Genomic DNA, 23,111 nt, shown 5'->3' on the forward strand with positions numbered 1-23,111 from the left:
ACGCATAGGGTGGGCTCGCAGTGATCGTTCCGGTGATCCTTTCGGGTGGTACGGGCACCCGGCTATGGCCCCTGTCGCGGGAGGGCTACCCGAAGCAGTTCTGGCCGCTCGTCTCCGCCCAGACCATGTTGCAGGAAACCGCCGGCCGGGCGCGCGGCGCCGCCTTCGGCCCGCCGCTGGTGGTCTGCAACGAGGCGCACCGCTTCCTGGTCGCCGAGCAGCTGCGCGAGGCCAGGATCGACGGCGCCCGCATCCTGCTGGAGCCGGCCGGCCGCAACAGCGCCCCGGCCATCGCCGCCGCCGCGCTGCTGCTGAACGCCGAGGCGCCGGATGCCGTGCTGTGGCTGATGGCCGCCGATGCGGCGATCACCGACCTGCCGGCGCTGCACGCGGCGCTCGACCTGGCGGTGGTCGCCGCCCGGGCCGGGCGGATCGTCACCTTCGGCATGCGGCCGACGGCGCCCGAGACCGGCTTCGGCTACATCGAATCCGGCGACCCGCTGCCGGACGCGCCCGGGGTGATGTCGATCGCCCGCTTCGTCGAGAAGCCGGACGCGGCCAAGGCGGCGGATTTCCTCGCCGGCGGCCGGCATCTCTGGAACAGCGGCATGTTCGTCGCCACCGCCGCGACCCTGGTGGCGGAATTGGAACGCCACGCGCCCGAGGTGCTGCGCACCGTTGCCCAGGCCCTGGCCGAGGCCGCGCGCGACCTCGAATTCGTCCGGCTCGGCAGCGCGGCCTTCAGCGCGGCGCCGGCCATTTCGATCGACTACGCGGTGATGGAGAAGACCGACCGCGCCGCGGTGGTGCCGGCCGCCATCGGCTGGTCGGACCTCGGCTCCTGGGACGCGATGTGGGAGGTCGCGGCCAAGGATGCCGGCGGCAACGTCGCCGAGGGCCCGGTCGAGATGGTCGACAGCCGCGGCTGCTACGTGCGGTCCGAAGGCATCCTGACCGGCATCGTCGGGCTGCGCGACACGGTGGTGATCACCACCGAGGACGCCGTGCTGGTGATGCCGCGCGACCGGGCGCAGGACGTCAAGCTGCTGGTCGAGCAACTGCGCCGCGCCGGCCGCAAGGAGGCGACCGAGCACCGCCGCATCTACCGCCCCTGGGGCCATTACGAGGGGCTGATCCAGGGCGACCGCTTCCAGGTGAAGAAGATCGGCGTCCGCCCTGGGCAGAAGCTGTCGCTGCAGAAGCATTTCCACCGCGCCGAGCACTGGGTGGTGGTGAACGGCACCGCCATCGTCCACCGCGACGGGGAGGAGATCCTGCTGCGGGAGAACGAGAGCATCTATCTGCCGCTCGGCTGCGTGCATCGGCTGGTCAATCCGGGCATGATCCCGCTGACCCTGATCGAGGTGCAGTCCGGTGCCTATCTCGGCGAGGACGACATCGTACGGATCGAGGATACCTACGGGCGCGCGTGACGCTTTCCCGGCAATACAACCTTGCCGGGAAAGTCACTGGACGCTGCAATGCAGATGTGCAAAATCGACGTGTTGCGCTGATCGGAGTCGCCTGCCTTGCCTGACATGCGCCCGAAGCGGAGCCTCGGCCGGATCGCCTCCCTGACGGTCTTCGGGCTTTGCTTGCTCGGCGCCGCCGGTTGGCTGGTGATCCGGCAGACGCCCGCGGCGCAGCAGGTGGTGGAGACGATCAAGCCCTACGATCCGTTGCAGTAGGGCCGATCCCGCCAGGGCGTGACCGCCATCGCGTGATCCGCTCCACAACTTGGCCACTGCCGTCGCGTTCAGGATGCCGGCGCCGAAGCGGGATCGGGTCGTCCGGTCGGTCCCTTGCGGCGTCGCCGATGTCTGCAGCGGCGTCCGCAGCGCCTCCGGCGGCAGGTCCTCCCAGGTCTTGCGCAGGCGGGCGGCGACGACCACCCCCGCGGCGACGCCGCAGGCGGCCGAGGTGCCGGAATTGTCTTCCCCCTCGAAGGGCCGCAGCGTCTGGCGGAACAGGGGCGGGGCACGGAGGTCGGGCTTCCGCTTTGCCAGCCGCCCCGGCCCCTCGGCCGAATAGCCAACCCAGGAGCCCATCCGTCCGCACCGCGCCGACCGTCAGCACCCGAGGGTGCGAATTGGCGCCGTGGATGCTCCACCCCGGGCCGCGGTCCAACACGCCGCAGCGGCTGGGTGGGCAGGATTGGCCGCAATTGTCGGCGGCGAAGGCCTGGTGCACGCCCTCTCGTCGAGATCCGCCACTTGCTTGTTCAGGGCGTGGTCGATGTTGCTGGAATGGTTGTGCGGCGGCAGCGGCTGGTCCTGCCTGGTGTCCCGGACCGCCCAGGCATTCACCACGACCCACGCCCCGGCTTGGGGATTCCGGTCCCGATAGGCCTTCAGCGCGTCGGTCGACTGGCCGAAGGCGGTATGGGCATAGGACAGGAAGATTCCCAGTCGGTCGATCCGGTCCGACAGCAGCGGGCAGTCCCGCAGCCTGGCGTTCTCCTCCTTGGCGAAGGCGAGCGCGTTGCGGGCGACCATCGCCGCATGGCGGCCCTTGCCGGTGAACGGCAGGCGCTTTTCCCCCGCAAGGGGGGGGGCGTCGACCGACCAGCCGTCGCCGCGCTCGCCCTTGGAGGGGAAATCCGCCGGCAGCCCCTGGTCGACGATGACAAGGTTCACCCGCTGGCCCCGCGCCGTGCAGCGCCCCGGCGTGGATCAGCCGCTCCGCCTCCCGGCGGTCGCCGAAATGGCGCGGGCCCTGGCCCGGGCACCAGCAGGACTGCACCCCGATCGGCCGGTCGATGCCGGCGCGGATGGCGATGCCGGCCGCCTGCAGCTGGCGGATCAGCAGCGCGGCGTTCGGCGCGATGTCGACGAAGGCCGCCACGTCCTCGGTCGGCGCCACCTCGAGCGCCTGGACCCGGTCGGAGGGCCGGTCGGCGAAGCACGGCCCGGGTGTCCGTTCCTCGCGCCGGCAGTCGCCCTGGGCCAGTTCGAGCACCCGGCGGAGGAGCGCGCCCGGGTCGCGAGGCAGGCCGGTTGCGGCCGGGAAGGATATGTAGAACCAGATCGGCTGGGCCGGGTCCATCGAGTGCTTCCGCTCGGGGCATCCCGCGCACGCGGCATCTCGCCTCGCGCGAAAGCGAGAGCCCCTGCCGCACCGTACCCTTGCCAGGGAGCGAAACACGGTGGGACGGGGGGCGTGGTATGCAATCCCTCGTCACAGGAATACCGGCCCGTGTTGCCGGACCAGCCGAAGCGGGGTGACGACGGCGGCCACAGCCTGGTGACGGCCAGGCCGGCCGCCGTCGCCTTTACCGATATCGTCGGCTACTCGATCCTGATGACGACGGAGGAGTGGCGGACCCATGCGCGCTGGATGGCGCCGCTGCGGACCATGATGCGGCCGATCACCACGGTGCATCGCGGCCGGGTGGTAGACCTTCGGGGCGACGGCGTACTGGCCGACTTCGCCACGGCGGCGGATGCGCTGCGCTGGGCGCTCGACCTGCAGCGGGCCATGCTGGAGCACAACCGGCCGGGCGCGGAGACGCCGCATATCGTGCTGCGCATTGGCCCGCATGTCGGCGAGGTCCTGGCGCAGGACCGCACCATCTTCGGCGACGCGGTGAACATCGCCGCCCGGCTGCAGGAACAGGCGCAGCCCAGCGGCATTGCCCTGTCGCAGCCGATGCCTGACCAGGCGGCCGGGACGATGAAGACCGCGGTCGCCACGGCGCGCGGCCTCGGCCTGCTCGAGCTCAAGAACATCGCCCGGCCGATTCGCAGCCACGCGATCGACACCCATGTCCAGCGCGTCGCCCTGCCGCTGCCGCGGCCCTCGATCGCCGTGCTGTCGCTGCACATCCTGGGTGGCGACCCGGCCGACGGGGTGGTCGAGGGCCGCCGGGCGGGATGCCGGGCGCGGCGCGCAGGGAGTGGGGCTGGCCCTAGCGGCCGGGCGGCGGTCAGTTCAGCGAGAAGCGATGGGCGACGTGATCGACCTGGCCGGGCGCGAAGGGCCGGGCCCCGGCGATCTTCACCTCCTTGATGACGGCATCGATCTCGCGCCGCCAATAATCGAGGAAGGCCTCGACCCGGGCATAGTGCGGGCCACGGTCGAGTGTCTGCCAAGTGAATTCGTTGACCAAGCTGCGGTGGTCCGGCAGGTAGTACAATACGCTTACAGTAACGAGCTGGCTGGCATCTTCCGTCTGGCGGAGGAATGGGGCGGCGGTCGGCATCGGGGATCGGGACATCGCTGGCCTTGACTCCAGGGTCTTGAACCGTACTGGGGAATTGTAGTCCTGTGGCCCTAGCGGGGCGGCCTGCAGCCTATCGGTTCAGCGATGGGCCGGCCGCGGCGGATCCCGGCACGGTTCGGCGCCCGGTCGGGCTGCTCGGGTTGCGGTACGCGAACGAAGCCCTTGGTCTCCTGCGGCACGCCTGTCGTCCTTTCCTCAGCCATTTCGGTCCGTCCTCATGGTGCGGCTGGCGATTTCCTCCTGGTGAACGACGCAAGTCTGCTGGGGATGCACCAATGGGCGCAACAAAAAACCTTCAGAATCAGTCTGTTAGCACTCGCACTCGGTGAGTGCTGCAATCCCTTGACGGGGGCGCCGGGTTCGCATAGTTCTCTGGCACTCCTCCGGGGGGAGTGCCAACGGGCTGCTGACGCGGACGCTGGACGGACCTGCCGGTTGAGGAAACGCAAATAGCAAAGGCATCAGGAGAGGACCATGAGCTTCCGTCCCCTGCATGACCGCGTTCTCGTTCGCCGTGTCACGGCCGAAGAGAAGACCGCGGGTGGCATCATCATCCCCGACACCGCCAAGGAAAAGCCGCAGGAGGGAGAAGTCATCTCCGTCGGCTCCGGCACGCTGAACGACAAGGGCGAGCTCCGCGCGCTCGACGTCAAGGCGGGCGACCGCATCCTGTTCGGCAAGTGGTCGGGCACCGAAGTGAAGCTCAACGGTGAGGAGCTCCTGATCATGAAGGAGTCCGACATCATGGGCATTCTCGACACCCCGGCCGTCGCCAAGGCCGCCTGAGTCCGGCGCTGCCGGGGACCGTGGCGCCCAGGGGACATGCCCCGGGCGCCGCGGTCCCGGGCGGCCCGACCGTGCCTGCGACGATCATCAATCCTGCGATCCGCCGCGCAGCAGGGCTTCGGCCCGGCGCGACCGGCGTGAGCGCACCACATGAAGGATAGCCCACATGGCAGCAAAGGACGTTAAGTTCGGCGCCAACGCGCGTGAGCGTATGCTCCGCGGCGTCGACATCCTGGCCGATGCGGTGAAGGTCACCCTCGGCCCCAAGGGCCGCAACGTCGTGCTCGACAAGAGCTTCGGCGCGCCGCGGATCACCAAGGACGGCGTCACCGTCGCCAAGGAGATCGAGCTGGCCGACAAGTTCGAGAACATGGGCGCGCAGATGGTGCGCGAAGTGGCCTCGAAGACCAACGACACCGCGGGCGACGGCACCACCACCGCGACCGTGCTGGCCCAGGCCATCATCCGCGAGGGTGCCAAGGCCGTGGCCGCCGGCATGAACCCGATGGACCTAAAGCGCGGCATCGACAAGGCCGTGACCCAGATCGTCGGCGAGCTCGAGGCCAAGACCAAGAAGATCACGACCTCGGCCGAAGTCGCGCAGGTCGGCACGCTCTCCGCCAACGGCGAGAGCGAGATCGGCGAGATGATCGCCAAGGCGATGGAGAAGGTCGGCAACGAGGGTGTCATCACCGTCGAGGAAGCCAAGTCCATCCAGACCGAGCTCGACGTCGTCGAGGGCATGCAGTTCGATCGCGGCTATGTCTCCCCGTATTTCATCACGAATGCGGAGAAGATGATCGCCGAGATGGAAAACCCCTACATCCTGATCTTCGAGAAGAAGCTGTCCCAGCTGCAGCCGATGCTGCCGCTGCTCGAAGCCGTGGTGCAGTCGGGCCGTCCGCTGGTGATCGTCGCCGAGGATGTCGAGGGCGAGGCCCTGGCCACCCTGGTGGTGAACAAGCTGCGTGGCGGCCTCAAGATCGCCGCCGTCAAGGCGCCGGGCTTCGGCGATCGCCGCAAGGCGATGCTGGAAGACATCGCGATCCTGACCGGTGGCCAGGTGATCAGCGAGGACCTCGGCATCAAGCTCGAGACCGTGACGCTCGCCATGCTCGGCCGCGCGAAGCTGATCAAGATCGAGAAGGAAAACACCACGATCGTTGATGGCGCGGGCGAGAAGTCCGAGATCAACGGCCGCTGCGAGCAGATCAAGGCGCAGATCGAGGAAACCACCTCGGACTACGACCGCGAGAAGCTGCAGGAGCGTCTGGCCAAGCTGGCCGGTGGCGTCGCCGTCATCCGCGTCGGCGGCTCGACCGAGATCGAGGTCAAGGAGCGCAAGGACCGCGTCGACGACGCGCTGCATGCGACCCGCGCCGCGGTCCAGGAAGGCATCGTGCCGGGCGGTGGCACCGCGCTGCTGCGCGCCAGCACCAACCTGCACACGCTGAAGGGGCTGAACAGCGACGAGCAGGTCGGCATCGAGATCGTTCGCCGCGCCGTGCAGGCGCCGCTGAAGCAGATCGCCGAGAACGCCGGCAAGGACGGCGCCGTGGTGGCCGGTGAGGTGCTCCGCACCACCGACTATGCGCACGGCTACGACGCGCAGCTCGACGAGTACAAGGACCTGGTCAACGCCGGCATCATCGACCCGACCAAGGTCGTGCGCACGGCGCTGCAGGATGCGGCCTCGGTCGCGGCGCTGCTGATCACCACGGAAGCGATGGTGGCCGAGCGTCCGGCGAAGGCCTCGGCTCCGGCCGGCGGCCCGGGCGGCGGCATGGGCGGCATGGGCGACATGGACTTCTGATCCCACAAGGATCGAAGTGCCGGATGGGGCGGGACCGCAAGGCCCCGCCCTTTTTCGTGGCCGGTGGCGGGGCCGATTGACAGCATCCGAACGATTGATGATTCTGCGGCACGACCGCTACCCAAGGATTGAAGGACCGGCCCGCGATCCCCGCGAAGGCATCCCATCCGCCGGGTATCGCCGCGCATCGGCGGGGCGAAGGTTCGCAGAGAGGGACGGCGCATGGCCAACATGGTCAAGGGATCGGTGAAGTGGTTCAACGAAAGCAAGGGCTTCGGCTTCATCACGCCTGAGGACGGCAGCAAGGACGTCTTCGTGCATTTCTCCGCCATCCAGAACAACGGCTTCAAGACCCTGGCGGAAGGCCAGCGGGTCGAGTTCGAGGTGACCAACGGCGCCAAGGGACCTTCCGCCGTCAACGTCATGGCGATCTGACGGCTGGTCGTGCCGTCCGTCGGGCTGCATGACCCAAGCGGCGCCCGGACCGAGGCCATGCCACCGGCACCCAGGCAGTCGCATACAAGACGCCCGCTTTATTCTTGCGAATAGTCGCGCCATTCGAAGCAAACCGTAGTCAATGCCGCTGCCGCTTCTCACTGAAATGCGTGTGCAAGGTGTTTGACTTCGCCGGACCGATCTGCGTCCACTTGGCATGCCAGCCGTTCTTGGCCCGCCTTGCCGTGCCCTCCCGGTTCCACCGGGCGCCTTCAAGCCGATCCAGCCCGGTGGTTCCCGCGCGGGCGATCGGCGTCCGCGCCTCAGGACAAGGAGGGTGCGTCGCATGGCGACGGGCACCGTGAAGTGGTTCAACGCGACCAAGGGGTTCGGCTTCATCGTCCCGCAGGACGGCGGCAAGGACGTGTTCGTGCACATCACCGCCGTGCAGAAGGCCGGCCTTCAGGGGCTGAACGAGAACCAGAAGGTCCAGTACGAGGTGGTGATGGAACGCGGCAAGGCTGCTGCCGCCAACCTCAAGCCGCTCTGAGCCCTTCGGGGCCCGGCGCACCGGGCCCCACGATGCTGACTATGCCGGCGCCTGGTCCTTCGGCGATTCCTGCACCCAGACGCGCTTCGCCCCGGCCTGTTGCAGGAAGGCTTCCGCCTGTTCCCGCAGCGCCGCGGTCGCCACGGTGATGCCGAGCGAGGGGCCTTCCGCCCGCATCGCGTCCGCCTGAGCCGCCGGCTGGCGACCCGTGCCGCTCTCCGGCACCGCGGCAGCCGCTGCCTCGCCCGCTGCCAGGGTCGCACCGCCCGCCGCCGCCGCGGCAGCCACCGCCGGCAGCGCCGCGCCGCCGGTGGCGATGACGATCCCCGCCGCCGCCATCGAGGTCGCGGCCGTGCCGATGCCGACGAAATTCTGTCGGAGGTTGCGCCGGTCGGCGCCCTTCGGGTCCTCGTCCGGCACATCGACCTGTTGGTTGTCCGCCGGGCCGGGCTGGGCTTCCGCCGGCGCCGTCTCCACCAGGGAATCGCGGAACCAGGCTTCCGCCTGCAGCCGCTCGGCTGCGCGATCCACCTCGGCGGTCTCGGTGAACTCGCCCCAGACCACGGGGTGGGCCATCGGCGCGTCGTCGTGCTCACCGGTCCACTGGCTGCTGTCAACCACGATAGGCATGCGAGGTCCTTTCGCTACACTCGGGAGTGGCACGGGGAACGCCCGCCGCCGATCCCCGTTCCGGAGGTCCCCATGCCTGTCCTGCCATGTTCGACCTGATCGCGCTCGAGGCTGCCGCCCGCCTGGTGCACGCCGCCTTCCCGGCCACGCCGCAATTCGCCTGGCCGCTGCTGGCCGCGCGCAGCGGCGCCGAGGTCTGGGTGAAGCACGAGAACCACACGCCGACCGGCGCCTTCAAGGTGCGCGGCGGGCTGGTCTACATGGACCGCCTGAAGCGCGAACGGCCCTGGGTCACGGGCGTGATCAGCGCGACGCGCGGCAACCATGGCCAGAGCCTGGCCTATGCCGGCGCCTTGCATGGCGTGCCGGTGACGATCGTCGTCCCCATCGGCAACAGCGCCGAGAAGAACGCGGCGATGCGGGCCCAGGGCGCCGTGCTGGTCGAGCACGGCGAGGATTTCGACGCGGCGCGGCTGCATGCCATGGCGCTGGCCGAGGCACGGCGCCTGGAATTCGCGCCTTCCTTCGCGCCGGACCTGGTTTGCGGCGTGGCCACCTATGCGCTCGAATTCCTTCGCGCCGTGCCCGACCTGGATACGCTCTATGTGCCGATCGGCCTCGGCTCCGGCATCTGCGGCTGCATCCTGGCCCGCGACCTGCTGGGGCTGCGCACCGAGATCGTCGGCGTGCAGAGCACCGAGGCGCCGGCCTATGCGCTGTCCTTCGCCGCCGGCCGGGTGGTGACGGTGCCGACCGCGCATACCCTTGCCGACGGCATGGCAACGCGGATCCCCGACCCGGCGGCGTTGGCGATCATCCGCGCCGGCGCCGCACGCGTCGTCACCGTGACGGATGCGGAGGTGGCATCGGCGATCCGCGCCTATTGGCAGGATACCCACAATCTCGCGGAAGGCGCCGGCGCCGCGCCGCTGGCGGCGCTGCTGCAGGAACGCGCGCGGATGGCGGGCAATCGCGTCGGCGTCATCCTCTGCGGCGGCAATATCGACCTGGCGCTGTTCCGCGATTGGGTGCTGGCGGGCTGAACCGCCCGCGTCGCGTCCCGTTGGCCTTCGCGGACACGGAGGACACGGCGATGCGGATCCACCATCTCGACTGCGGGCCGGCGCGGCCGCTTGGCGGCGCGCTGATGGATGGCGTCAGCCCTGGCGCCATCGGCCGGCTGACCTGCCACTGCCTGGCGATCGAGACGCCGCGGCACGGCGTGGTGCTGGTCGATACCGGGCTGGGCATGCGCGACATGCTGCGCCCCGCCGGCCGGCTGCCCACCCTGAACAGCGCGCTGCTGCGCTTCCGCTACGACCCCGACCGGACGATGCTGCGGCACATGAAGCGGCTCGGCCTGCATCCGGGCGACGTGCGGCACATCGTCATGACGCATCTGGATTTCGACCATGCCGGCGGGCTGGTCGATTTCCCGCAGGCGACGGTGCATGTGATGGAAGCCGAAGCGGGGGCGGCGCATGCGCGGGAAGGCGTGCTGGGCCGCGCCCGCTACCGCCCGGTGCAATGGGGCGACACCGGCCGCTGGCGCACCTATCCCGACCGTCCCGGCGGCCGTTGGTACGGCTTCGACGCGGTGGAACGCCTGGCCGGGCTGCCGCAGGAATTCGTCCTGGTGCCGCTGCCCGGCCACTCGGCGGGCCATGCGGGGGTTGCGATCGAGACGCCGCAGGGTTGGCTGCTGCATGCCGGCGACACCTACTTCAACCGCGCCGAGATCCACGCCGCGGTGCCGCATTGCCCGCCCGGCAGCGCCGCCTACGAAGCGGTGATGGCCTGGTCCGGCCCGCTGGTGCGGGCGCAGCAGCGCCGGGTGCGGGCCCTGGCGCAGGCCGCGGACGCCACGGTGATGGTGTTCTGCACGCATGACCCGGTGGAATACGTGGCGCTGACCGCCTGGGCGGAGCGGCTGCGCGCGCCGGCGAACAAGAATGCCGACGCGGCGTGAGTGGGCGAGGTTGCGGCGGGAAAAACATTCGCTTCCAGAATTCCAGCCGTCCTTGCTGTGGGTTGGCGGCGGACGGGTTCGACAGCCACGCCGCCACGCGGTAATTCCGCCGGACACGAAGGGGAAGCATCCATGGCAGACTGGCACCGCGTGGCCGCCGAGGCGGACCTCGCCGAGAACATGCCGCTGGCCGTCCGCATCGGCGACCTGTCGATCGCCGTGGTCAGGCTGGAGGACGGCATCTTCGCGGTGAACGACATCTGCACGCACGAATACGCGCTGCTGTCGGACGGCTACTGCGAGGACGGCAAGCTGGAATGCCCGCTGCACCAGGCCTGCTTCGACATCCGCACCGGCGCCGCGCTGAACGAGCCGGCGGATGTCCCGGTGGCGACCTACCGGGTGAAGGTCGAGGCCGGCGCGGTCTTCGTCGAGGCCTAGGGTCTGTCGGGCGCCGACCGAAGCGCCCGGCAGGTTCTAGGGTATTGTCATGCCGTGTGATTTACGTCTTGCGGTGGGTCCATCCCAGACGATCACGCGCCAGCTAGTCGGGCCTGATCCCCGCCGTCTTCACCACGCGGCCCCATTTCTCGACCTCGGCCGCGAGCTGCGCCTGGAATTCTGCCGGGCCGGTCTCCAGCGGATCCAGCCCGGCGGCGATCACCCTCTCCCGCACCGCGGGCCGGCGCATCGCCGCGAGGATATCCGCATGCAGCCGGGCGGTGAGCGCCGGCGGCAGCCGGGCCGGGGCGAGCACGCCGTACCAGGACCCGGCCTCCGTCCCGGGATAGCCGAGCTCCGCCAGGGTCGGCAGGTCCGGCAGCTCCCGCCAGCGGCGGGCATCGGCGGTGGCGATGCCGCGCAGCCGGCCGTCGCGGATCTGCGGCACGGCGACCGTGGAATTGAAGAACCCGCCCTGCACCTGGCCCGAGAGCACCGCCGCCTGCGCCGGCGCCGCGCCCGAGAAGGGCACATGCGTCAGCTCGATCCCGGTGACGGAGGCGAACAGCGCCATCGCCAGGTGGCTGGCATTGCCGACGCCGGCCGAGCCCATGGTCAGCCCGCCCGGTCTTGCCTTGGCCGCGGCGACGAATCCGGGCAGGTCGGTGATCCCGGTCGAGGGATGCACCACCAGCAGCATCGGGTGGAAGGCGCAGTTGCTGATGGCGGTGAAGTCGCGCACCGCATCGAAGGGCAGATGCGGCATCAGCGCCGGGTTCATCACATGCGCCGTCGCGGCGAACAGCAGGGTATGCCCGTCCGGCGCGGCGCGCGCCACGACCTCGGTCCCGATGGCGCTGCCGGCGCCGGGGCGGTTCTCCACCACCACCGGCTGGCGCCAGGCCTCGCCCAGCGCGGCGGCGAGCGTGCGCGCCAGGATGTCGGTAGGCCCGCCGGGCGCATAGGGCACGACGATGCGGACCGGCCGGTCGGGCCAGGATGCGGGCCAGGACGTGGGCAAGGTCTGGGCCTGTACCGCCGGCGGCGTGGCAAGCCCGGCCGCGAGCAGCGCGCGGCGCGTCGCCAGCCCGCCTGTGACGCGACCCATCACTCGTGCACCCGCGGCGCGCCGCGGCGGCGCCAGGCGCTCATCTGCTCGGCCGAGGTGTGGACATGCACCACCACGGGCCGGTCCTTCACCGCGAAGGCCCGGGCGATGGCGTCCTCGACCTCCGCCTCGGTCGAGATGGTGATGCCCTCCGCGCCGAAGACGCGGCCCCAGGCGGCGAAATCCGGGTTGGTGAGCTTCACCGCGGCCTCGTAGGGGCGGTTGGGGTAGCGCACCTCGTGGTGCATCCCGATCGTGCCGTAGCGCTTGTTGTCGGAGATGACGATGATCGGCGCGGCGCCGTACTGCATGGCGGTGGCGATCTCGTTGCCGCTCATCAGCGCGCCGCCGTCGCCGCAGAAGCCGATCGCCTGCTTGCCGGGGCGGCGGATGGCAGCGGCGACCGCCATCGGCACGCCCGCGCCCATCGCACCGACGACCGAGGAGAGAAAGTTCTGCCCCGGCCTGAAGCCGATGTAGCGATGGATGAAGGAGGAGAAATTGCCGGCATCGGACGTCACCGCGGCATCGGGCGCCAGGTGCTTGGCGATCTCGACGCAGACGGCGGCGAAGTTCACGCCATCCGCCATGCTCTCCCAGTCCGGCGCCATCAGCTTCGTGTGAATGGCGTTCAGTCCGGCGACCCAGCTGGTGCGCTTCGAGGCGCCCGCCGGCGCGCCGCGCTTCAGCAGCGCGCGGATGACGGCGGCGGGTTCGGCGGCGATGCCGAGATCGGGGCGGAAGACCCGGCCGATCTCGTTCGGGTCGGGCCAGACCTGGACCAAGGGAAGCTGCGGGTCGGGCGCGGTGGGGAAGGTATAGGACTGGCTGACGCTGTCGGTGATGCGCTCGCCGATGACGACCAGCAGGTCGGCCTTCCGCATCTCGTCCATCAGCTGCTTCGGCACGCGGATGCCCATGTAGCCGCCGTAATTGGGATGCCCGGCGTCGAACAGCTGCGGCCGGCGATGGGTTGGGGAGACCGGCACCACCCATTGCTCGGCAAGCCGGCGCAGCTCGTCCAGCGTCGTCGCATCGGCGTTGGTCAACGCGCCGCCGACCCAGACCAGCGGGCGTTCGGCCTCGGCGAGCATCTTGGCAAGCTGGTCGAGGTCTTCCGCGCGTGGCCCGCCATGGACGCGCGGGCGCGGCTTCGCCATCGGCGTGTCGGTGAGCTCGTCGAAGATGTCCTCGGGCAGGATGACGGCGACGGGGCCGGGGGTGCCGCTCTCCGCCAGGTGGAAGGCGCGGGCGATGGATTCGCTCGCCTGCACCACCTCGTTCACCTCGATGACGGCCTTGGTGATGTCGCCGAGCAGCTTCGCGTAGTTCTGCTCCTGCAGCGCCAGCCGGCCGAAGTCCTTCCGCTCCACCTGGCCGCAGAGCACCACCAGCGGCGTCGCATCGTGCCATGCGGTGTGCAGCGCGACCATGGCGTTGGACAGGCCGGGGCCGCGCGAGACCAGCAACACGCCGGCGCGGCCGCCCTGCATGCGGCCATCGGCGACCGCCATGAAACCGGCGCCGCCCTCGTGCCGGCAGACGATGAGGCGCATCTCGGGAACTTCCGTGAGCGCGTCGGTCAATCCCAGGAAACTCTCGCCCGGCACCATCCAGATGGTGTCGATGCCATGCGCGACCAGGCTCTCGGCGAGTGCGCGGCCGACTGTCTTGCTCATCCTGTTGTCCTCCCCAATTCCCCGCGGATGCCGGCCTCCGCCACCACCCGCTGCCATTTCGGCACGTCGCTTTCCAGCAGCCGTTCCAGCGCCGCCGGGCCGGTCAGCAGCGGCACGGTGCCGGCGGCGGCGAAGCGGGCCTTCACCTCCGGCAGGTCGCGCAGCGAGGCCAGCACGGCGGACAGCTTCGCCACGATCGGCGGCGGCAATCCTCGCGGCGCGGCGATGGCGTACCAGTTCAGCGCGACATAGCCGGGGACGATCTCGCCGAGGGCCGGCGTGTCGGGCAGGCTGGGCACGCGCCGTTCCGTCGCCACGCCGAGCAGCCGCGCGCGGCCGCCCAGCACATGCGGCAGCGTCTCGACCGTGGAGGCGAAGACCATGTCGATCTCGCCGGCGAACAGCGCGATCATCGCTGGCGCCGCGCCGCGGTAGGAGACGTGTTCCAGCCTGACGCCCGCGGCCGAGGCGAAGAGCGCGCCGGAGAGATGGTTAGACGACCCGGCGCCGCCGCTGCCATAGGTCAGCATGCCCGGCCGCGCCTTGGCCGCCACGACCACGTCCTGCACGCGGCGCCACGGCCCGTCGGCGCGAACCACCATCGCGGTCGGGATATCGGCCACCAGGCTGACCGGCGTCAGCGCGCTGCGCGGGTCGAGCCCCTGGCCGGGATAGAGCGCCGGCACCGAGGCGAGCGAGGCGCTGGTCAGCAGCAGCACGCCGCCGTCGGCCGGCGACTGGATCACGGTGCGGATGCCGATGCTGCCGCCCGCACCGGGGCGGTTGTCGATCAGGCAGGGCTGGCCGAGCCGGTCGCGCAGCAATTCGGCCAGCAGCCGGCCGATGGAGTCGATCGGCCCGCCGGCCCCGAAGGGGATGACGATGCGGACCGGGCGGCTGGGCCAGGCCGCCTCGGCCCGTGCGCGGTGCGCCAGCAGCGTGGGCGAGGCCAGCAGGGCGCGCCGGAACACCCCGTTCAATCCCGCCAGGAACTGTCCATGAGGTCCAGCTTGCGCAGCAGCCCCGGCCATTCCAGCAGCCCGTAGCGGCGCGAATTCGGCGGGTCGTACATGGCGCAGGATTTCGCCACCACCTCCTCCGACGGCATGTTGAGCTCGGTGTTGCAGGCCATCGCCTGCAGCTGCGCCTGGCACGCGCGTTCCATGCCCCACATGGCGGTGAAGGCTTCCGGCACGCTTTCGCCCAAGGTCAGCATGCCATGGTTGCGCAGGATGCAGTAGTTCAGCGGGCCGATGGTCTGCGCCAGCGCGTCGCGCTCGGACGGGTCGCGCTCCGGCCCGCGGAATTCGTGGTAGGCGATGCGGCCGTAGAAGCGCGTCGCCGTCTGGGTCAGCGGCAGCAGTCCGCATTTCAGCGACGACACCGCCATCCCCGCGATGGTGTGGGTATGCATCGCCGCCATGGCATCCGGCCGCGCCCGGTAGATCGCGCTGTGGATGGTGAAGCCGGCGGGGTGCAGCCCGTAGGGCAGGTCGGGCTTGTACAGGATGTCGCCGTCCACGCTGACCTTCAGCAGGGACGACGCGGTGATCTCGCCGAACAGCATCCCGTTCGGGTTGATCAGGAAATGCCCCGGGCTGCCCGGCACCCGCGCGGTGATGTGGGTGTAGATCATGTCGGACATGCCGTACCCCTCGCACAGCCGGTAGCAGGCGGCGAGGTCGAGCCGGGCTTGCCATTCGGCCTCGGGCACGGAGGCGCGGAGGGGGGCGATCCGCAGCGCGGCATGGGACGTCATTCTCGGGTTTTCCTGGTGCTTCCTTGCCGCCATTCAACCAGCCTTCCGGCGCGGCTTGAAGGGGTGTTGCACGGAGACGGGTTCGGGCGGAGAGTCTGTCGCCTCGGGACCCGTCCGGAAACGCCAGAATGAATGCATATGCCCCCGTCACCGACGCCAGCGCCTGGCGCGGCGCGGCGATCGCCGACGATCCTGCCTGGATCAGCAGCCTGACCGCGGCGGAGGTCGAGGACCTGGGCGGTGCGCTTCGCAGCGTGCAGGCCCGCGGCATCCCGACCACCGCCATCACCCGCGCCGATTTCCCGCTGCCCGTGCTGGCCCCACGGCTGGCGGCCTGGCTGGAGGAGGCCCGCAGCGGCCGCGGCTTCTTCGTCGTGCGCGGCCTGCCGGCCGACCGGTTCACCGAGGCCGAGCGCGAGGCGATCTTCTGGGGCCTCGGCACCCATCTCGGCACCGCGGTGTCGCAGAACTCGCATGGCGAGATGCTGGGGCATGTCTTCGACCAAGGCCGCACCTACGGCTCGGCCAATACCCGCGGCTACCAGACCAAGGCGCGGCTGGATTTCCACACCGACCGCTGCGACCTGGTCGGGCTGCTCTGCCAGCGCCGGGCGAAATCGGGCGGGCTGTCCTCGGTCGTCAGCACCATGGCGGTGCACAACGAGATCCTGCGGACCCGGCCCGACCTTGTCCCGATCCTCTACCGCGGCTTCCACTATTCGGAACGCGAGGCCGCCGACAACCCGAGCGGCGTGACGCCGCGGCCGATCCCGGTGTTCAGCAACCACCAGGGCTTCGTCTCCTGCCGCTTCATCCGCAACCCGATCGAGACCGGCGCCGAGCGCCGCGGCATCCCGCTGACCGAGGCCGAGCGCGAGGCGCTGGAGCTGATGAGCACGCTGAGCGCGCGGGAGGACATGCGGCTCGACATGATGCTCGAGCCCGGCGACATGCAGTTCTGCAACAACTACGTCACCACCCATGCCCGGACCGAGTTCGAGGATTGGGAGGACCCGGCCCAGCGCCGGCTGATGGTACGGCTCTGGCTCAGCTTCGATGCGCGCCGGCCGCTGGCGGAGGATTTCGGCGAGCATGACGGCATCCCGGCGAAGCTCGCACCGGAAACCGCGGTGCTGCCCGCCTGATGCTGCGGCGTAGCCTTCTTGCCGCGACGCTCGCCCCCCTGGCGGCGCGGGCACAGGGATTCCCTGCGCGGCCGTTGCGCATCATCGTCCCCTTCGCCCCCGGCGGTTCGGGCGACATCACCGCGCGGCTGGTGGCGAAGCATGTCGAGGAGACCACCGGCCAGCCCGTGGTGGTGGACAACCGCCCCGGCGCCAACGGGGTCATCGGCACCATGGCGGTGAAGCAGGCGGCGCCCGACGGCACCACGCTGCTGCTGGCCACCACCAGCACGCATTCGGCCAATCCCAGCACCGTGCGCGACCTGCCCTACGACCCGGAGCGCGACTTCACCACCGTGGGCTTCTTCGGCTCGAACGGGTCCTACCTGCTGGTGCGGCCGGACAGCCCCTGGCGCGACGTGGCGGCGCTGGTCGCCGCCGCCAAGGCGAAGCCGGGAGGCATTTTCTTCGGCCATTTCAACGCCTCGTCCCGCGTGCCGGGCGAATTGCTCAACGTCATGGCCGGCACGCGGCTGCAGGGCGTGCCCTACCGCACCATCGGCGCCGCCTTCGCCGACCTGCTGGCGGGCAGGCTCGACCTGATCTTCGTCGATACCACCGCGGGCGATGCGTATCTGCGGCAGGGCCAGGTGCGTGCCCTGGCGATCACCCGCCAGGGTCGCTGGGACCGCTGGCCGGACCTGCCGGCGTTGAGCGAGACCTGGCCGGATTTCGTCCTGACCGGCTTCCTCGGCATCGCCGTGCCGGCCGGCACGCCGCCCGAGGTGGCACAGCGGCTGAACGCGTTGGTCAATGCCGCCATCCTGGCCGAGCCGGCGCGCTCGCGGCTGGTCGAGTTCGGCTTCGTGCCGGAAGCGCTCGACCTGCCGCGCATCGCCGAGCTGGTGCGGATCGAGCGCGGGAAATGGTCCCGCTTCGTCAGGCTGGCCGGGATCGAGCCGGAATAGGCGCGCCCAGCTCGGCATTGGCCTCGCCCAATGCCGGCGCGCCGGTCCGCACCGGCGGCCGGTCGCCGTCGAAGGAGACCGGCAGCGCCACGCCTTCCAGCGCGTATCCCGGCATCGGCTGCATGATGCCGAGTGCGGCGGTCTGCGGATGCGCCTTCACCGCGGCCAGGTCGTGGATCGGCGAACAGGGGATGCCGGCGGCCTCCAGCGCCTCGCTCCAGTCCTCGCTGCTGCGGGTCAGCATCGCCGCCTCCAGCAGTGGCAGCAGGATCTCGCGGTGGGCGATGCGGTCGGCGTTGGTCTTGAACCGTGCATCGGCGGCCCATTCCGGATGGCCCAGCACCACGGCGAATTTGGCGAACAGCCGGTCGTTCGCCGCGGCCACCACGATCTCGCCATCCGCCGTGTCGAAGGCCTGGAAGACGATCAGCTTCGGGTTGCCGCTGCGGTGCCGCGGCGGCTGCCGGCCGCTCTCGTTGAAGCCGGCGAAATGCTGCGCCATCCAGCCGAGCCCGGTCTCGAACAGCGAGGTATCGACGATGCAGCCCTGTCCCGTATGGCCACGCAACTGCAGCGCGGCGAGGCAGCCGAGCGCGGCCCAGACGCCGGTGCCGAGGTCGAGCACCTGCATGCCCACGCGTGCCGGCGGCGCCTCGGCCGAGCCGTTGACGCTGAACATGCCGGCGAAGGCCTGCATGATCGGCTCGTAGCCGGGCCGCAGCGCGAGCGGTCCCTTGGCGCCGAAAGCGTGCAGGGAACAGTAGATCAGCCGCGGGTTCAGCGCCCGCAGCGCTTCCGCGCCGAGGCCGAAGGCTTCCAGCGAGCCGGGCCGCATGTTCTGGATGAAGATGTCCTGCGTGGTCATGAAGTCGCGCAGCCAGGCCAGCGCCGCCTTGTCGCGCAGATCCAGCACCACGCTGCGCTTGTTGCGGTTCACCGCGTGGAAGCTGCAGGCGATGCCGGCATGGAAGGGCGGGCCCCAGCCGCGCGCGTCGTCACCCTCCGGGCGCTCGATCTTCACCACCTCGGCGCCGAGCATCCCGAGGATCTCGCTGCCATAGGGGCCGGCCAGGTTCTGGCCGATCTCGAGCACCTTCACGCCTTGCAGCGGCAACATGGGCGCGTATTCCTTCCGGACGTTCCGTGGCAGGCTCCCCCCGCCGGCGGGGGCGGTCAAGCCGTCGTGCGTGCCGGCCCGGGCCGGACCCCGTAAGCTCGGCCACCAGAAAGGGGAGGGGGCGGCAGCATGCGCACCAGCGTCTACTTCATCACCAACCGGGCGGCCGGGCCGGCCGGCGCGCCGCCGGCGGAGGCCTTCGGCCCGCTGATGGTCGGCATGGAGGTGCGCACGCTGTCCTGCGGCGTCGCCTTCGTCACCAACACCACGCCCGACCCGGCGACGCTGGAACAGCGCCGGGTGGAGGAGGTCGTCGACGTCACGCCGGACATGTTCAGCGCGACGACGCTGGCCGACATCCTCGGCAGCGGCAAGAACCTGCTGTTCTTCGTCCACGGCTTCGCCAACAGCTTCGCCGATGCGATGGCGCGCGCCGCCTTCAACCGCGAATGGTTCGCCGCCTCCGGTCTGGCGGAGGCCGACTGCACCGTCATCGCCTTCACCTGGCCTTCCGCCGGGCGGGTGGTGGATGGCGAGGACGTCATCCCCGGCGTCGCCACCGTGTTGCTGTCGCTGCTCGGCTTCGCGCTGGACCGCAAGCTGCAGAGCCCGCTGGCCAACCGCTACAAGCTGGACCAGAGCAACGCCCGCAGCTCCGGCCGCGACCTGGCGCGGACGTTGGACCGGCTGGCGCCGCTGGTGCGGCAGGTGCGGGCGCAGGGCCGCAAGGTCTTCCTGCTGGCGCACAGCATGGGACATGTCGCGCTGGAAGGCGCCTTCGCGGGCTGGGCCACCAGCGGGCAGAGTCCGGGGATGCGCTTCGATGAAGCGGTGCTGGCCGCGGCCGACAGCGACTTCGCCTTCGCCGGCCACGCGCCCCCCTGGCTGGAGCAGATGCCGAAGCTCGCCGACCGCACCAGCGTCTATGTCAGCAAGGAGGACCAGATCCTCATGGTGAGCGAGGCGGTGAACGCGATCCAGCGGCTGGGCGAGAAGGGGCCGCCGGATCAGGCCGATGCCGCCGTCTTCCCGCCCGGGCAATTCTGCTTCGTCGATTGTAGCAGGCTGCAGGACGCGGTGGCGGAACAGGAGATCGACCACACGCACCAATACTACCGCCGCATCGCGGCGGTGCGCGACGACATCGCCATGGCCTTGGCGGGGACGCCGCGGCCGGGGCAGGTGGTGCTGGGGGGCTGACGCACATGCTGTCCCCCGACACGCTGGCCGGCCGGCATATCCTGGTGACCGGCGGCGGCACCGGATTGGGCCGGAGCATGGCGCGGCGCTTCGTCGAGCTCGGCGCCGAGGTCACCATCTGCGGCCGGCGGGCCGAGGTGCTGGCGGCGACGGCGGCCGAACTCGGCCCAGCGGTCGCGACCGAGCGCTGCGACGTGCGCGACCACGCCGCGGTCGAGGCGATGCTGGACCGCGTCTGGGCGCGGGCGCCGCTCGATATCCTGGTCAACAACGCGGCGGGGAATTTCCTGGCGCAATCGCACCGGCTTTCGCCACGCGCGGTGGAGGCGGTGCTCGACATCGTGCTGAAGGGCAGCGCCTGGTGCACCTTGGGCTGCGGGCGGCGCTGGATCGATGCCGGACGGGGCGGCACGGTGCTGTCGATCCTGACGCTGTCGGCGCTACAGGGCGGCGCCTTCACCGTGCCGTCCGCCATGGCCAAGGCCGGCGTGCTGGCGATGACCAAGTCGCTGGCGGTGGAATGGGGGCCGCGCGGCATCCGGCTGGTGGCGATCGCGCCGGGCAATTTCCCCACCCCCGATGCGACCGCCCGGCTGCGGACCGAAGGCATGGGCGCGGTGGAGGAGGGAATCCCGCTGCGCCGGGTCGGCGCGCATGCGGAACTGGCCGAACTCGCCGCCTTCCTGGTCTCCGACATGGCCGGCTACATCACCGGGGAGGCGGTGGTGATCGATGGCGGCAAGCGCTACCTCGGCGGCGCACGGTCGGGCAGCGACGGGATGCTGGGCTGGAGCGATGCGGACTGGGCGGCGCATCGCGCCGGGCAGGCGCGTTAGCACCGCCAGCCGGGCAGGCGCGTTAGCACCGCCAGCCGGGCAGGCGCGTTAGCACCGCCAGCCGGGCAGGCGCGTTAGCACCGCCAGCCGGGCAGGCGCGTTAGCACCGCCAGCCGGACAGGCGCATTAACCGCGGCTTCAGCGCCTGCGCCGCATCCTGCATGGCCCGGAGAAGGTGGCTGGAGGATGCCCGAGAGCGATACCCTGGCGGATGAGGTCCGCGAGACGCGGCTGCGCGTCGCGCGGCATCTCGCCGACCTGCATCGGCTGCACCTTGCCCTGGCGCATGACAGTCGGACGTTGAAGCGCTTCGCCCTGGCCGGGCGGCCGGGTCTCGAGATCGAGATCGCCGCCGAGATGATCGAGCAGTATCTCGGCAGCAGCGACGCCTTCCTGGAAAACATGCGCGGCCGTTTCGAGGCCCGGCTCGGCCTGCTGCGCCGCGGCGAGCCGCGCCAAGGCGCGGAGCCGGAGGATGCGCCCGGACACGGCGCCTTCTGGCTATCCTTCTCGCGGCTCTGCGCCGTGCTGCGGCGCGCCGGCGGACGTGGGCTTCAGCCGTAGCCGCGGCCGAGGCTCTGCTCCGTCGCCTGACGGGAGGTGCCCTCGTCGGTGCCGGGGATGCCCTCGCTGGCGATCGGCGCGCCGGTCTCGCCGCCCTCGCCGGCGGGCGCGCGGGCCTCGAGGTCCGGCTGGCTGCCCGGGGTGGCTTCGCCCTCGGCGATGTGGAAGTCGAACTTCCCGTCGCGGGATTGCCAGGATTGCACCGTCAGCACCTGGCAGCCGCCCTGGCTCTCATGCGGGCCGTGCACCACGCCGGCGGCCTGGGTCAGGAAGCCGCCGGGGGCGAGGGTCTCGCCGCGTTCGGTGAGGTCGCCGGACAGCAGGTAGTGCATCTCGGCTCCGGCCTCGTGGAAATGCGCCGGGATGAAGCCACCGGCCGGGATATGGACGATGCTGGTGACCACGCCGCGCGCGGAGTCCTCGTTCAGGATCTGGATGCGGAAGTCGCCGCGGGATCCAGGGATCTCGAATTGCGTCGGCGTGACGCCCTCCGCCGCCAGCACCAAAGGGTCTGCCATGCCTGCCTCCCGCGTGATCGGCGGGCCAACGCGGCGGGCGAAGCGGCGTTCCTATGATCGCGCCTCACGGAACAACCCGAGCTTCTCCTGTGCCGCACGGTCGGAATAGCCGAACAGCAGCATCCGGCTGCCGGCTGCCAGCGTCAGCGGCTGCCAGGAGGGCACAACCAGCACGTCGCGTTCCTCCAGCCGGTAGTCCTGCCCGCCGACCTGGGCGGTGCCATGGCCTTCCACCACCACGAGGATGGTGCCGTCGGTGCTCTGCCGGGGGCGGGTCTCGAAGCCGGCCGGCAGGTGCCGGACATGCGCCGCGATGGTCGGCATGATCGGCCCGCCATCGGCCGGGTTGGTGAACTCCATCGCATGGCCGAGATGCGGATCTGGGGGCTCGGCCGCGGCCAGGGCCAGCAGGCTCGCCCGCCATTCGGCATGGGGGTAGTGGAACAGCGGCTGCCGCGCCGGGCGGCGATCGGTCGTGCTGCCGCGCATCGGCCGCAGGTTGCGGCCGTAGCGGGCCAGGCTGTCGCCGGCCGGGATGCTCTCCGAATGTGCCGGTGCGTCCAGGCGCTCGGCGAAGCTCGCCTCGTAGAAGCGCACCGTCGGGATATCGAGGCCGTCCAGCCAGATCATCGGCTGGCCGGAGGCATTACCGTGGTCGTGCCACTGCCAGTTCGGCGTCAGCACCAGGTCGAAGGGCCGCATCACCGCCTTCTCGCCATCCACCGCAGTGAAGGCACCGTCGCCTTCCATCACGAAACGGAGGGCGCATTGGGTATGCCGGTGGCAGGGCGCGACCTCCCCCGGCAGGATCAGTTGCAGGCCGGCATAGAGGCTGGGGATGACGGCCGAGCTGCCGGCGAGGCCGGGATTCTCCAGGATCAGCACCCGGCGCTCGGCCTGCTCGGCGCTGATCAGGTCGCCGGCGCGCAGCAGGTAGTCCCGCGCCTGGCCGTAGGACCAGCGATGCGACCGCGCCGCGGAGCGCGGGGTGGGGGTGACCAGGGAGGCCAGCACTTCCCACAGCGGGAACAGGCTGTGCGGCTGCATCTCGGCGTAAAGGGCCTGCAGCAGGGCGCGCGACTCGTTCGGGGTGCGGGCGGTGCTTCCGTCCATGGTTCGTCCCTCCGTCGTGGTCAGCATAGGCCGGTGCATCCGCGGGCGGGAGGCGGGGGGCGTCGCATGGCGTCACCCCGGCCGGCGTCCCGCAACCGCGGCCGCATGGTGCTGGTCCTGCAGGACGGCGGCGCGGTTGACGGACCTGGTCCCGCCGCGCGGCATGCAGGCGGCGCTGGGGCGGGAGGTGGACCGGCCGATGCGACGGCGGCTGGCGAGGCTGCCATGGCTTGCGATCCTGCAGATGATCCACCGAGCCATGGCTCATGAGGGGCAGGC

General features: G+C 70.6%; 25 protein-coding genes. 14 read left to right on the forward strand and 11 right to left on the reverse strand.

The window, feature by feature from the left end:
• Nucleotides 1–20 precede the first annotated feature (20 nt).
• Nucleotides 21–1,433 (forward strand): mannose-1-phosphate guanylyltransferase/mannose-6-phosphate isomerase, encoded by a 1,413-nt coding sequence (locus tag ACFQS7_RS01935; protein ID WP_380065333.1) that lies wholly within the window; start codon nucleotides 21–23, stop codon nucleotides 1,431–1,433.
• Between the two features lie 33 nt (nucleotides 1,434–1,466).
• Here ACFQS7_RS01935 and ACFQS7_RS01940 read toward each other — a convergent pair whose 3' ends face one another.
• On the reverse strand, nucleotides 1,467–2,048 hold the full coding sequence (locus ACFQS7_RS01940) for a hypothetical protein (RefSeq protein ID WP_380065334.1): 582 nt from the start codon (nucleotides 2,046–2,048) through the stop codon (nucleotides 1,467–1,469).
• A 21-nt stretch (nucleotides 2,049–2,069) separates the two neighbouring features.
• Nucleotides 2,070–2,636: a hypothetical protein gene (locus tag ACFQS7_RS01945; RefSeq protein WP_380065335.1), complete on the reverse strand. Its 567-nt coding sequence runs from the start codon at nucleotides 2,634–2,636 to the stop codon at nucleotides 2,070–2,072.
• Nucleotides 2,637–3,195: 559 nt separating this feature from the next.
• On the opposite strand from ACFQS7_RS01945, the gene ACFQS7_RS01950 reads away from it, so the two are divergent.
• The gene (locus ACFQS7_RS01950; protein ID WP_380065336.1) at nucleotides 3,196–4,008 is read left to right on the forward strand and encodes an adenylate/guanylate cyclase domain-containing protein; all 813 of its coding nucleotides are present in this window, start codon (nucleotides 3,196–3,198) and stop codon (nucleotides 4,006–4,008) included.
• On the opposite strand, the gene ACFQS7_RS01955 is transcribed toward ACFQS7_RS01950, so the two are convergent.
• On the reverse strand, nucleotides 3,926–4,216 hold the full coding sequence (locus ACFQS7_RS01955) for a hypothetical protein (protein ID WP_380065337.1): 291 nt from the start codon (nucleotides 4,214–4,216) through the stop codon (nucleotides 3,926–3,928). The two genes, ACFQS7_RS01950 and ACFQS7_RS01955, sit on opposite strands and share 83 nt — an antisense overlap.
• A gap of 480 nt (nucleotides 4,217–4,696) precedes the next feature.
• Here ACFQS7_RS01955 and groES point away from each other — a divergent pair, with 480 nt between their 5' ends.
• The 4 genes from groES (at nucleotide 4,697) to ACFQS7_RS01975 (ending at nucleotide 7,806) form a co-directional block, all read left to right on the forward strand.
• The gene (gene groES, locus ACFQS7_RS01960; protein ID WP_380065338.1) at nucleotides 4,697–5,008 is read left to right on the forward strand and encodes a co-chaperone GroES; all 312 of its coding nucleotides are present in this window, start codon (nucleotides 4,697–4,699) and stop codon (nucleotides 5,006–5,008) included.
• A 166-nt stretch (nucleotides 5,009–5,174) separates the two neighbouring features.
• Nucleotides 5,175–6,821, forward strand: a complete 1,647-nt coding sequence (gene groL / locus ACFQS7_RS01965) for a chaperonin GroEL (protein WP_380065339.1) — start codon at nucleotides 5,175–5,177, stop codon at nucleotides 6,819–6,821.
• A gap of 231 nt (nucleotides 6,822–7,052) precedes the next feature.
• The gene (cspE, locus tag ACFQS7_RS01970; RefSeq protein WP_380066185.1) at nucleotides 7,053–7,256 is read left to right on the forward strand and encodes a transcription antiterminator/RNA stability regulator CspE; all 204 of its coding nucleotides are present in this window, start codon (nucleotides 7,053–7,055) and stop codon (nucleotides 7,254–7,256) included.
• A 346-nt stretch (nucleotides 7,257–7,602) separates the two neighbouring features.
• Complete coding sequence (locus ACFQS7_RS01975; protein ID WP_133289018.1) at nucleotides 7,603–7,806, forward strand: cold-shock protein; 204 nt, start codon at nucleotides 7,603–7,605, stop codon at nucleotides 7,804–7,806.
• Nucleotides 7,807–7,845: 39 nt separating this feature from the next.
• On the opposite strand, the gene ACFQS7_RS01980 is transcribed toward ACFQS7_RS01975, so the two are convergent.
• Nucleotides 7,846–8,436, reverse strand: coding sequence for a hypothetical protein (locus ACFQS7_RS01980; RefSeq protein ID WP_380065340.1), 591 nt, complete (start codon nucleotides 8,434–8,436; stop codon nucleotides 7,846–7,848).
• An 86-nt stretch (nucleotides 8,437–8,522) separates the two neighbouring features.
• On the opposite strand from ACFQS7_RS01980, the gene ACFQS7_RS01985 reads away from it, so the two are divergent.
• The 3 genes from ACFQS7_RS01985 (at nucleotide 8,523) to ACFQS7_RS01995 (ending at nucleotide 10,846) form a co-directional block, all read left to right on the forward strand.
• Entirely contained in the window at nucleotides 8,523–9,479 is a 957-nt protein-coding gene (locus tag ACFQS7_RS01985; RefSeq protein WP_380065341.1) for a threonine dehydratase, read from the forward strand.
• A 50-nt stretch (nucleotides 9,480–9,529) separates the two neighbouring features.
• Complete coding sequence (locus tag ACFQS7_RS01990; RefSeq protein ID WP_380065342.1) at nucleotides 9,530–10,405, forward strand: MBL fold metallo-hydrolase; 876 nt, start codon at nucleotides 9,530–9,532, stop codon at nucleotides 10,403–10,405.
• A 132-nt stretch (nucleotides 10,406–10,537) separates the two neighbouring features.
• Nucleotides 10,538–10,846 (forward strand): non-heme iron oxygenase ferredoxin subunit, encoded by a 309-nt coding sequence (locus ACFQS7_RS01995; protein ID WP_380065343.1) that lies wholly within the window; start codon nucleotides 10,538–10,540, stop codon nucleotides 10,844–10,846.
• A gap of 103 nt (nucleotides 10,847–10,949) precedes the next feature.
• On the opposite strand, the gene ACFQS7_RS02000 is transcribed toward ACFQS7_RS01995, so the two are convergent.
• The 4 genes from ACFQS7_RS02000 to ACFQS7_RS02015 are packed head-to-tail and all read right to left on the reverse strand — an operon-like array spanning nucleotide 10,950 to nucleotide 15,392.
• On the reverse strand, nucleotides 10,950–11,954 hold the full coding sequence (locus tag ACFQS7_RS02000) for a tripartite tricarboxylate transporter substrate binding protein (RefSeq protein ID WP_380065344.1): 1,005 nt from the start codon (nucleotides 11,952–11,954) through the stop codon (nucleotides 10,950–10,952).
• Complete coding sequence (locus ACFQS7_RS02005; protein ID WP_380065345.1) at nucleotides 11,954–13,633, reverse strand: thiamine pyrophosphate-dependent enzyme; 1,680 nt, start codon at nucleotides 13,631–13,633, stop codon at nucleotides 11,954–11,956. The genes ACFQS7_RS02000 and ACFQS7_RS02005 overlap by 1 nt, the downstream gene beginning before the upstream one ends.
• The gene (locus ACFQS7_RS02010; protein WP_380065346.1) at nucleotides 13,630–14,604 is read right to left on the reverse strand and encodes a Bug family tripartite tricarboxylate transporter substrate binding protein; all 975 of its coding nucleotides are present in this window, start codon (nucleotides 14,602–14,604) and stop codon (nucleotides 13,630–13,632) included. The genes ACFQS7_RS02005 and ACFQS7_RS02010 overlap by 4 nt, the downstream gene beginning before the upstream one ends.
• A 5-nt stretch (nucleotides 14,605–14,609) precedes the next feature.
• Nucleotides 14,610–15,392: a class II aldolase/adducin family protein gene (locus ACFQS7_RS02015; protein ID WP_380065347.1), complete on the reverse strand. Its 783-nt coding sequence runs from the start codon at nucleotides 15,390–15,392 to the stop codon at nucleotides 14,610–14,612.
• Nucleotides 15,393–15,520: 128 nt separating this feature from the next.
• On the opposite strand from ACFQS7_RS02015, the gene ACFQS7_RS02020 reads away from it, so the two are divergent.
• Nucleotides 15,521–16,537: a TauD/TfdA family dioxygenase gene (locus tag ACFQS7_RS02020; RefSeq protein WP_380065348.1), complete on the forward strand. Its 1,017-nt coding sequence runs from the start codon at nucleotides 15,521–15,523 to the stop codon at nucleotides 16,535–16,537.
• On the forward strand, nucleotides 16,537–17,484 hold the full coding sequence (locus ACFQS7_RS02025; RefSeq protein WP_380065349.1) for a Bug family tripartite tricarboxylate transporter substrate binding protein: 948 nt from the start codon (nucleotides 16,537–16,539) through the stop codon (nucleotides 17,482–17,484). The genes ACFQS7_RS02020 and ACFQS7_RS02025 overlap by 1 nt, the downstream gene beginning before the upstream one ends.
• Here the strand turns inward: ACFQS7_RS02025 and ACFQS7_RS02030 are convergent.
• The gene (locus ACFQS7_RS02030) at nucleotides 17,456–18,601 is read right to left on the reverse strand and encodes a CaiB/BaiF CoA transferase family protein (protein ID WP_380065350.1); all 1,146 of its coding nucleotides are present in this window, start codon (nucleotides 18,599–18,601) and stop codon (nucleotides 17,456–17,458) included. The genes ACFQS7_RS02025 and ACFQS7_RS02030 overlap by 29 nt on opposite strands.
• A gap of 129 nt (nucleotides 18,602–18,730) precedes the next feature.
• Here ACFQS7_RS02030 and ACFQS7_RS02035 point away from each other — a divergent pair, with 129 nt between their 5' ends.
• From ACFQS7_RS02035 to ACFQS7_RS02045, 3 genes are all read left to right on the forward strand, one after another.
• Complete coding sequence (locus tag ACFQS7_RS02035; RefSeq protein ID WP_380065351.1) at nucleotides 18,731–19,801, forward strand: alpha/beta fold hydrolase; 1,071 nt, start codon at nucleotides 18,731–18,733, stop codon at nucleotides 19,799–19,801.
• A 5-nt stretch (nucleotides 19,802–19,806) separates the two neighbouring features.
• Complete coding sequence (locus ACFQS7_RS02040) at nucleotides 19,807–20,637, forward strand: SDR family oxidoreductase (RefSeq protein ID WP_380065352.1); 831 nt, start codon at nucleotides 19,807–19,809, stop codon at nucleotides 20,635–20,637.
• A 186-nt stretch (nucleotides 20,638–20,823) separates the two neighbouring features.
• The gene (locus tag ACFQS7_RS02045; protein ID WP_380065353.1) at nucleotides 20,824–21,201 is read left to right on the forward strand and encodes a hypothetical protein; all 378 of its coding nucleotides are present in this window, start codon (nucleotides 20,824–20,826) and stop codon (nucleotides 21,199–21,201) included.
• On the opposite strand, the gene ACFQS7_RS02050 is transcribed toward ACFQS7_RS02045, so the two are convergent.
• Both ACFQS7_RS02050 and gtdA read right to left on the reverse strand, forming a co-directional pair.
• On the reverse strand, nucleotides 21,192–21,719 hold the full coding sequence (locus tag ACFQS7_RS02050; protein WP_380065354.1) for a cupin domain-containing protein: 528 nt from the start codon (nucleotides 21,717–21,719) through the stop codon (nucleotides 21,192–21,194). The two genes, ACFQS7_RS02045 and ACFQS7_RS02050, sit on opposite strands and share 10 nt — an antisense overlap.
• Nucleotides 21,720–21,770: 51 nt before the next feature.
• A complete protein-coding gene (gtdA, locus tag ACFQS7_RS02055; RefSeq protein WP_380065355.1) occupies nucleotides 21,771–22,832 on the reverse strand; it encodes a gentisate 1,2-dioxygenase in 1,062 nt (353 codons plus the stop codon).
• Nucleotides 22,833–23,111 lie beyond the last annotated feature (279 nt).

This window comes from Dankookia sp. GCM10030260, assembly GCF_042666655.1.
Taxonomy (GTDB): Bacteria; Pseudomonadota; Alphaproteobacteria; order Acetobacterales; family Acetobacteraceae; genus Paracraurococcus.

What these genes read in the sequence shown, in the direction of transcription:
- ACFQS7_RS01940 (WP_380065334.1), bottom strand. Translation starts at nt 2,048, where the DNA reads ATGGGCTCCTGGGTTGGCTATTCGGCCGAGGGGCCGGGGCGGCTGGCA.
- ACFQS7_RS01955 (WP_380065337.1), bottom strand. Translation starts at nt 4,216, where the DNA reads ATGTCCCGATCCCCGATGCCGACCGCCGCCCCATTCCTCCGCCAGACG.
- groES (WP_380065338.1), top strand. Translation starts at nt 4,697, where the DNA reads ATGAGCTTCCGTCCCCTGCATGACCGCGTTCTCGTTCGCCGTGTCACG.
- groL (WP_380065339.1), top strand. Translation starts at nt 5,175, where the DNA reads ATGGCAGCAAAGGACGTTAAGTTCGGCGCCAACGCGCGTGAGCGTATG.
- cspE (WP_380066185.1), top strand. Translation starts at nt 7,053, where the DNA reads ATGGTCAAGGGATCGGTGAAGTGGTTCAACGAAAGCAAGGGCTTCGGC.
- ACFQS7_RS01975 (WP_133289018.1), top strand. Translation starts at nt 7,603, where the DNA reads ATGGCGACGGGCACCGTGAAGTGGTTCAACGCGACCAAGGGGTTCGGC.
- ACFQS7_RS01980 (WP_380065340.1), bottom strand. Translation starts at nt 8,436, where the DNA reads ATGCCTATCGTGGTTGACAGCAGCCAGTGGACCGGTGAGCACGACGAC.
- ACFQS7_RS01985 (WP_380065341.1), top strand. Translation starts at nt 8,523, where the DNA reads ATGTTCGACCTGATCGCGCTCGAGGCTGCCGCCCGCCTGGTGCACGCC.
- ACFQS7_RS01990 (WP_380065342.1), top strand. Translation starts at nt 9,530, where the DNA reads ATGCGGATCCACCATCTCGACTGCGGGCCGGCGCGGCCGCTTGGCGGC.
- ACFQS7_RS01995 (WP_380065343.1), top strand. Translation starts at nt 10,538, where the DNA reads ATGGCAGACTGGCACCGCGTGGCCGCCGAGGCGGACCTCGCCGAGAAC.
- ACFQS7_RS02000 (WP_380065344.1), bottom strand. Translation starts at nt 11,954, where the DNA reads ATGGGTCGCGTCACAGGCGGGCTGGCGACGCGCCGCGCGCTGCTCGCG.
- ACFQS7_RS02005 (WP_380065345.1), bottom strand. Translation starts at nt 13,633, where the DNA reads ATGAGCAAGACAGTCGGCCGCGCACTCGCCGAGAGCCTGGTCGCGCAT.
- ACFQS7_RS02015 (WP_380065347.1), bottom strand. Translation starts at nt 15,392, where the DNA reads ATGACGTCCCATGCCGCGCTGCGGATCGCCCCCCTCCGCGCCTCCGTG.
- ACFQS7_RS02020 (WP_380065348.1), top strand. Translation starts at nt 15,521, where the DNA reads ATGAATGCATATGCCCCCGTCACCGACGCCAGCGCCTGGCGCGGCGCG.
- ACFQS7_RS02025 (WP_380065349.1), top strand. Translation starts at nt 16,537, where the DNA reads ATGCTGCGGCGTAGCCTTCTTGCCGCGACGCTCGCCCCCCTGGCGGCG.
- ACFQS7_RS02030 (WP_380065350.1), bottom strand. Translation starts at nt 18,601, where the DNA reads ATGTTGCCGCTGCAAGGCGTGAAGGTGCTCGAGATCGGCCAGAACCTG.
- ACFQS7_RS02035 (WP_380065351.1), top strand. Translation starts at nt 18,731, where the DNA reads ATGCGCACCAGCGTCTACTTCATCACCAACCGGGCGGCCGGGCCGGCC.
- ACFQS7_RS02040 (WP_380065352.1), top strand. Translation starts at nt 19,807, where the DNA reads ATGCTGTCCCCCGACACGCTGGCCGGCCGGCATATCCTGGTGACCGGC.
- ACFQS7_RS02045 (WP_380065353.1), top strand. Translation starts at nt 20,824, where the DNA reads ATGCCCGAGAGCGATACCCTGGCGGATGAGGTCCGCGAGACGCGGCTG.
- ACFQS7_RS02050 (WP_380065354.1), bottom strand. Translation starts at nt 21,719, where the DNA reads ATGGCAGACCCTTTGGTGCTGGCGGCGGAGGGCGTCACGCCGACGCAA.
- gtdA (WP_380065355.1), bottom strand. Translation starts at nt 22,832, where the DNA reads ATGGACGGAAGCACCGCCCGCACCCCGAACGAGTCGCGCGCCCTGCTG.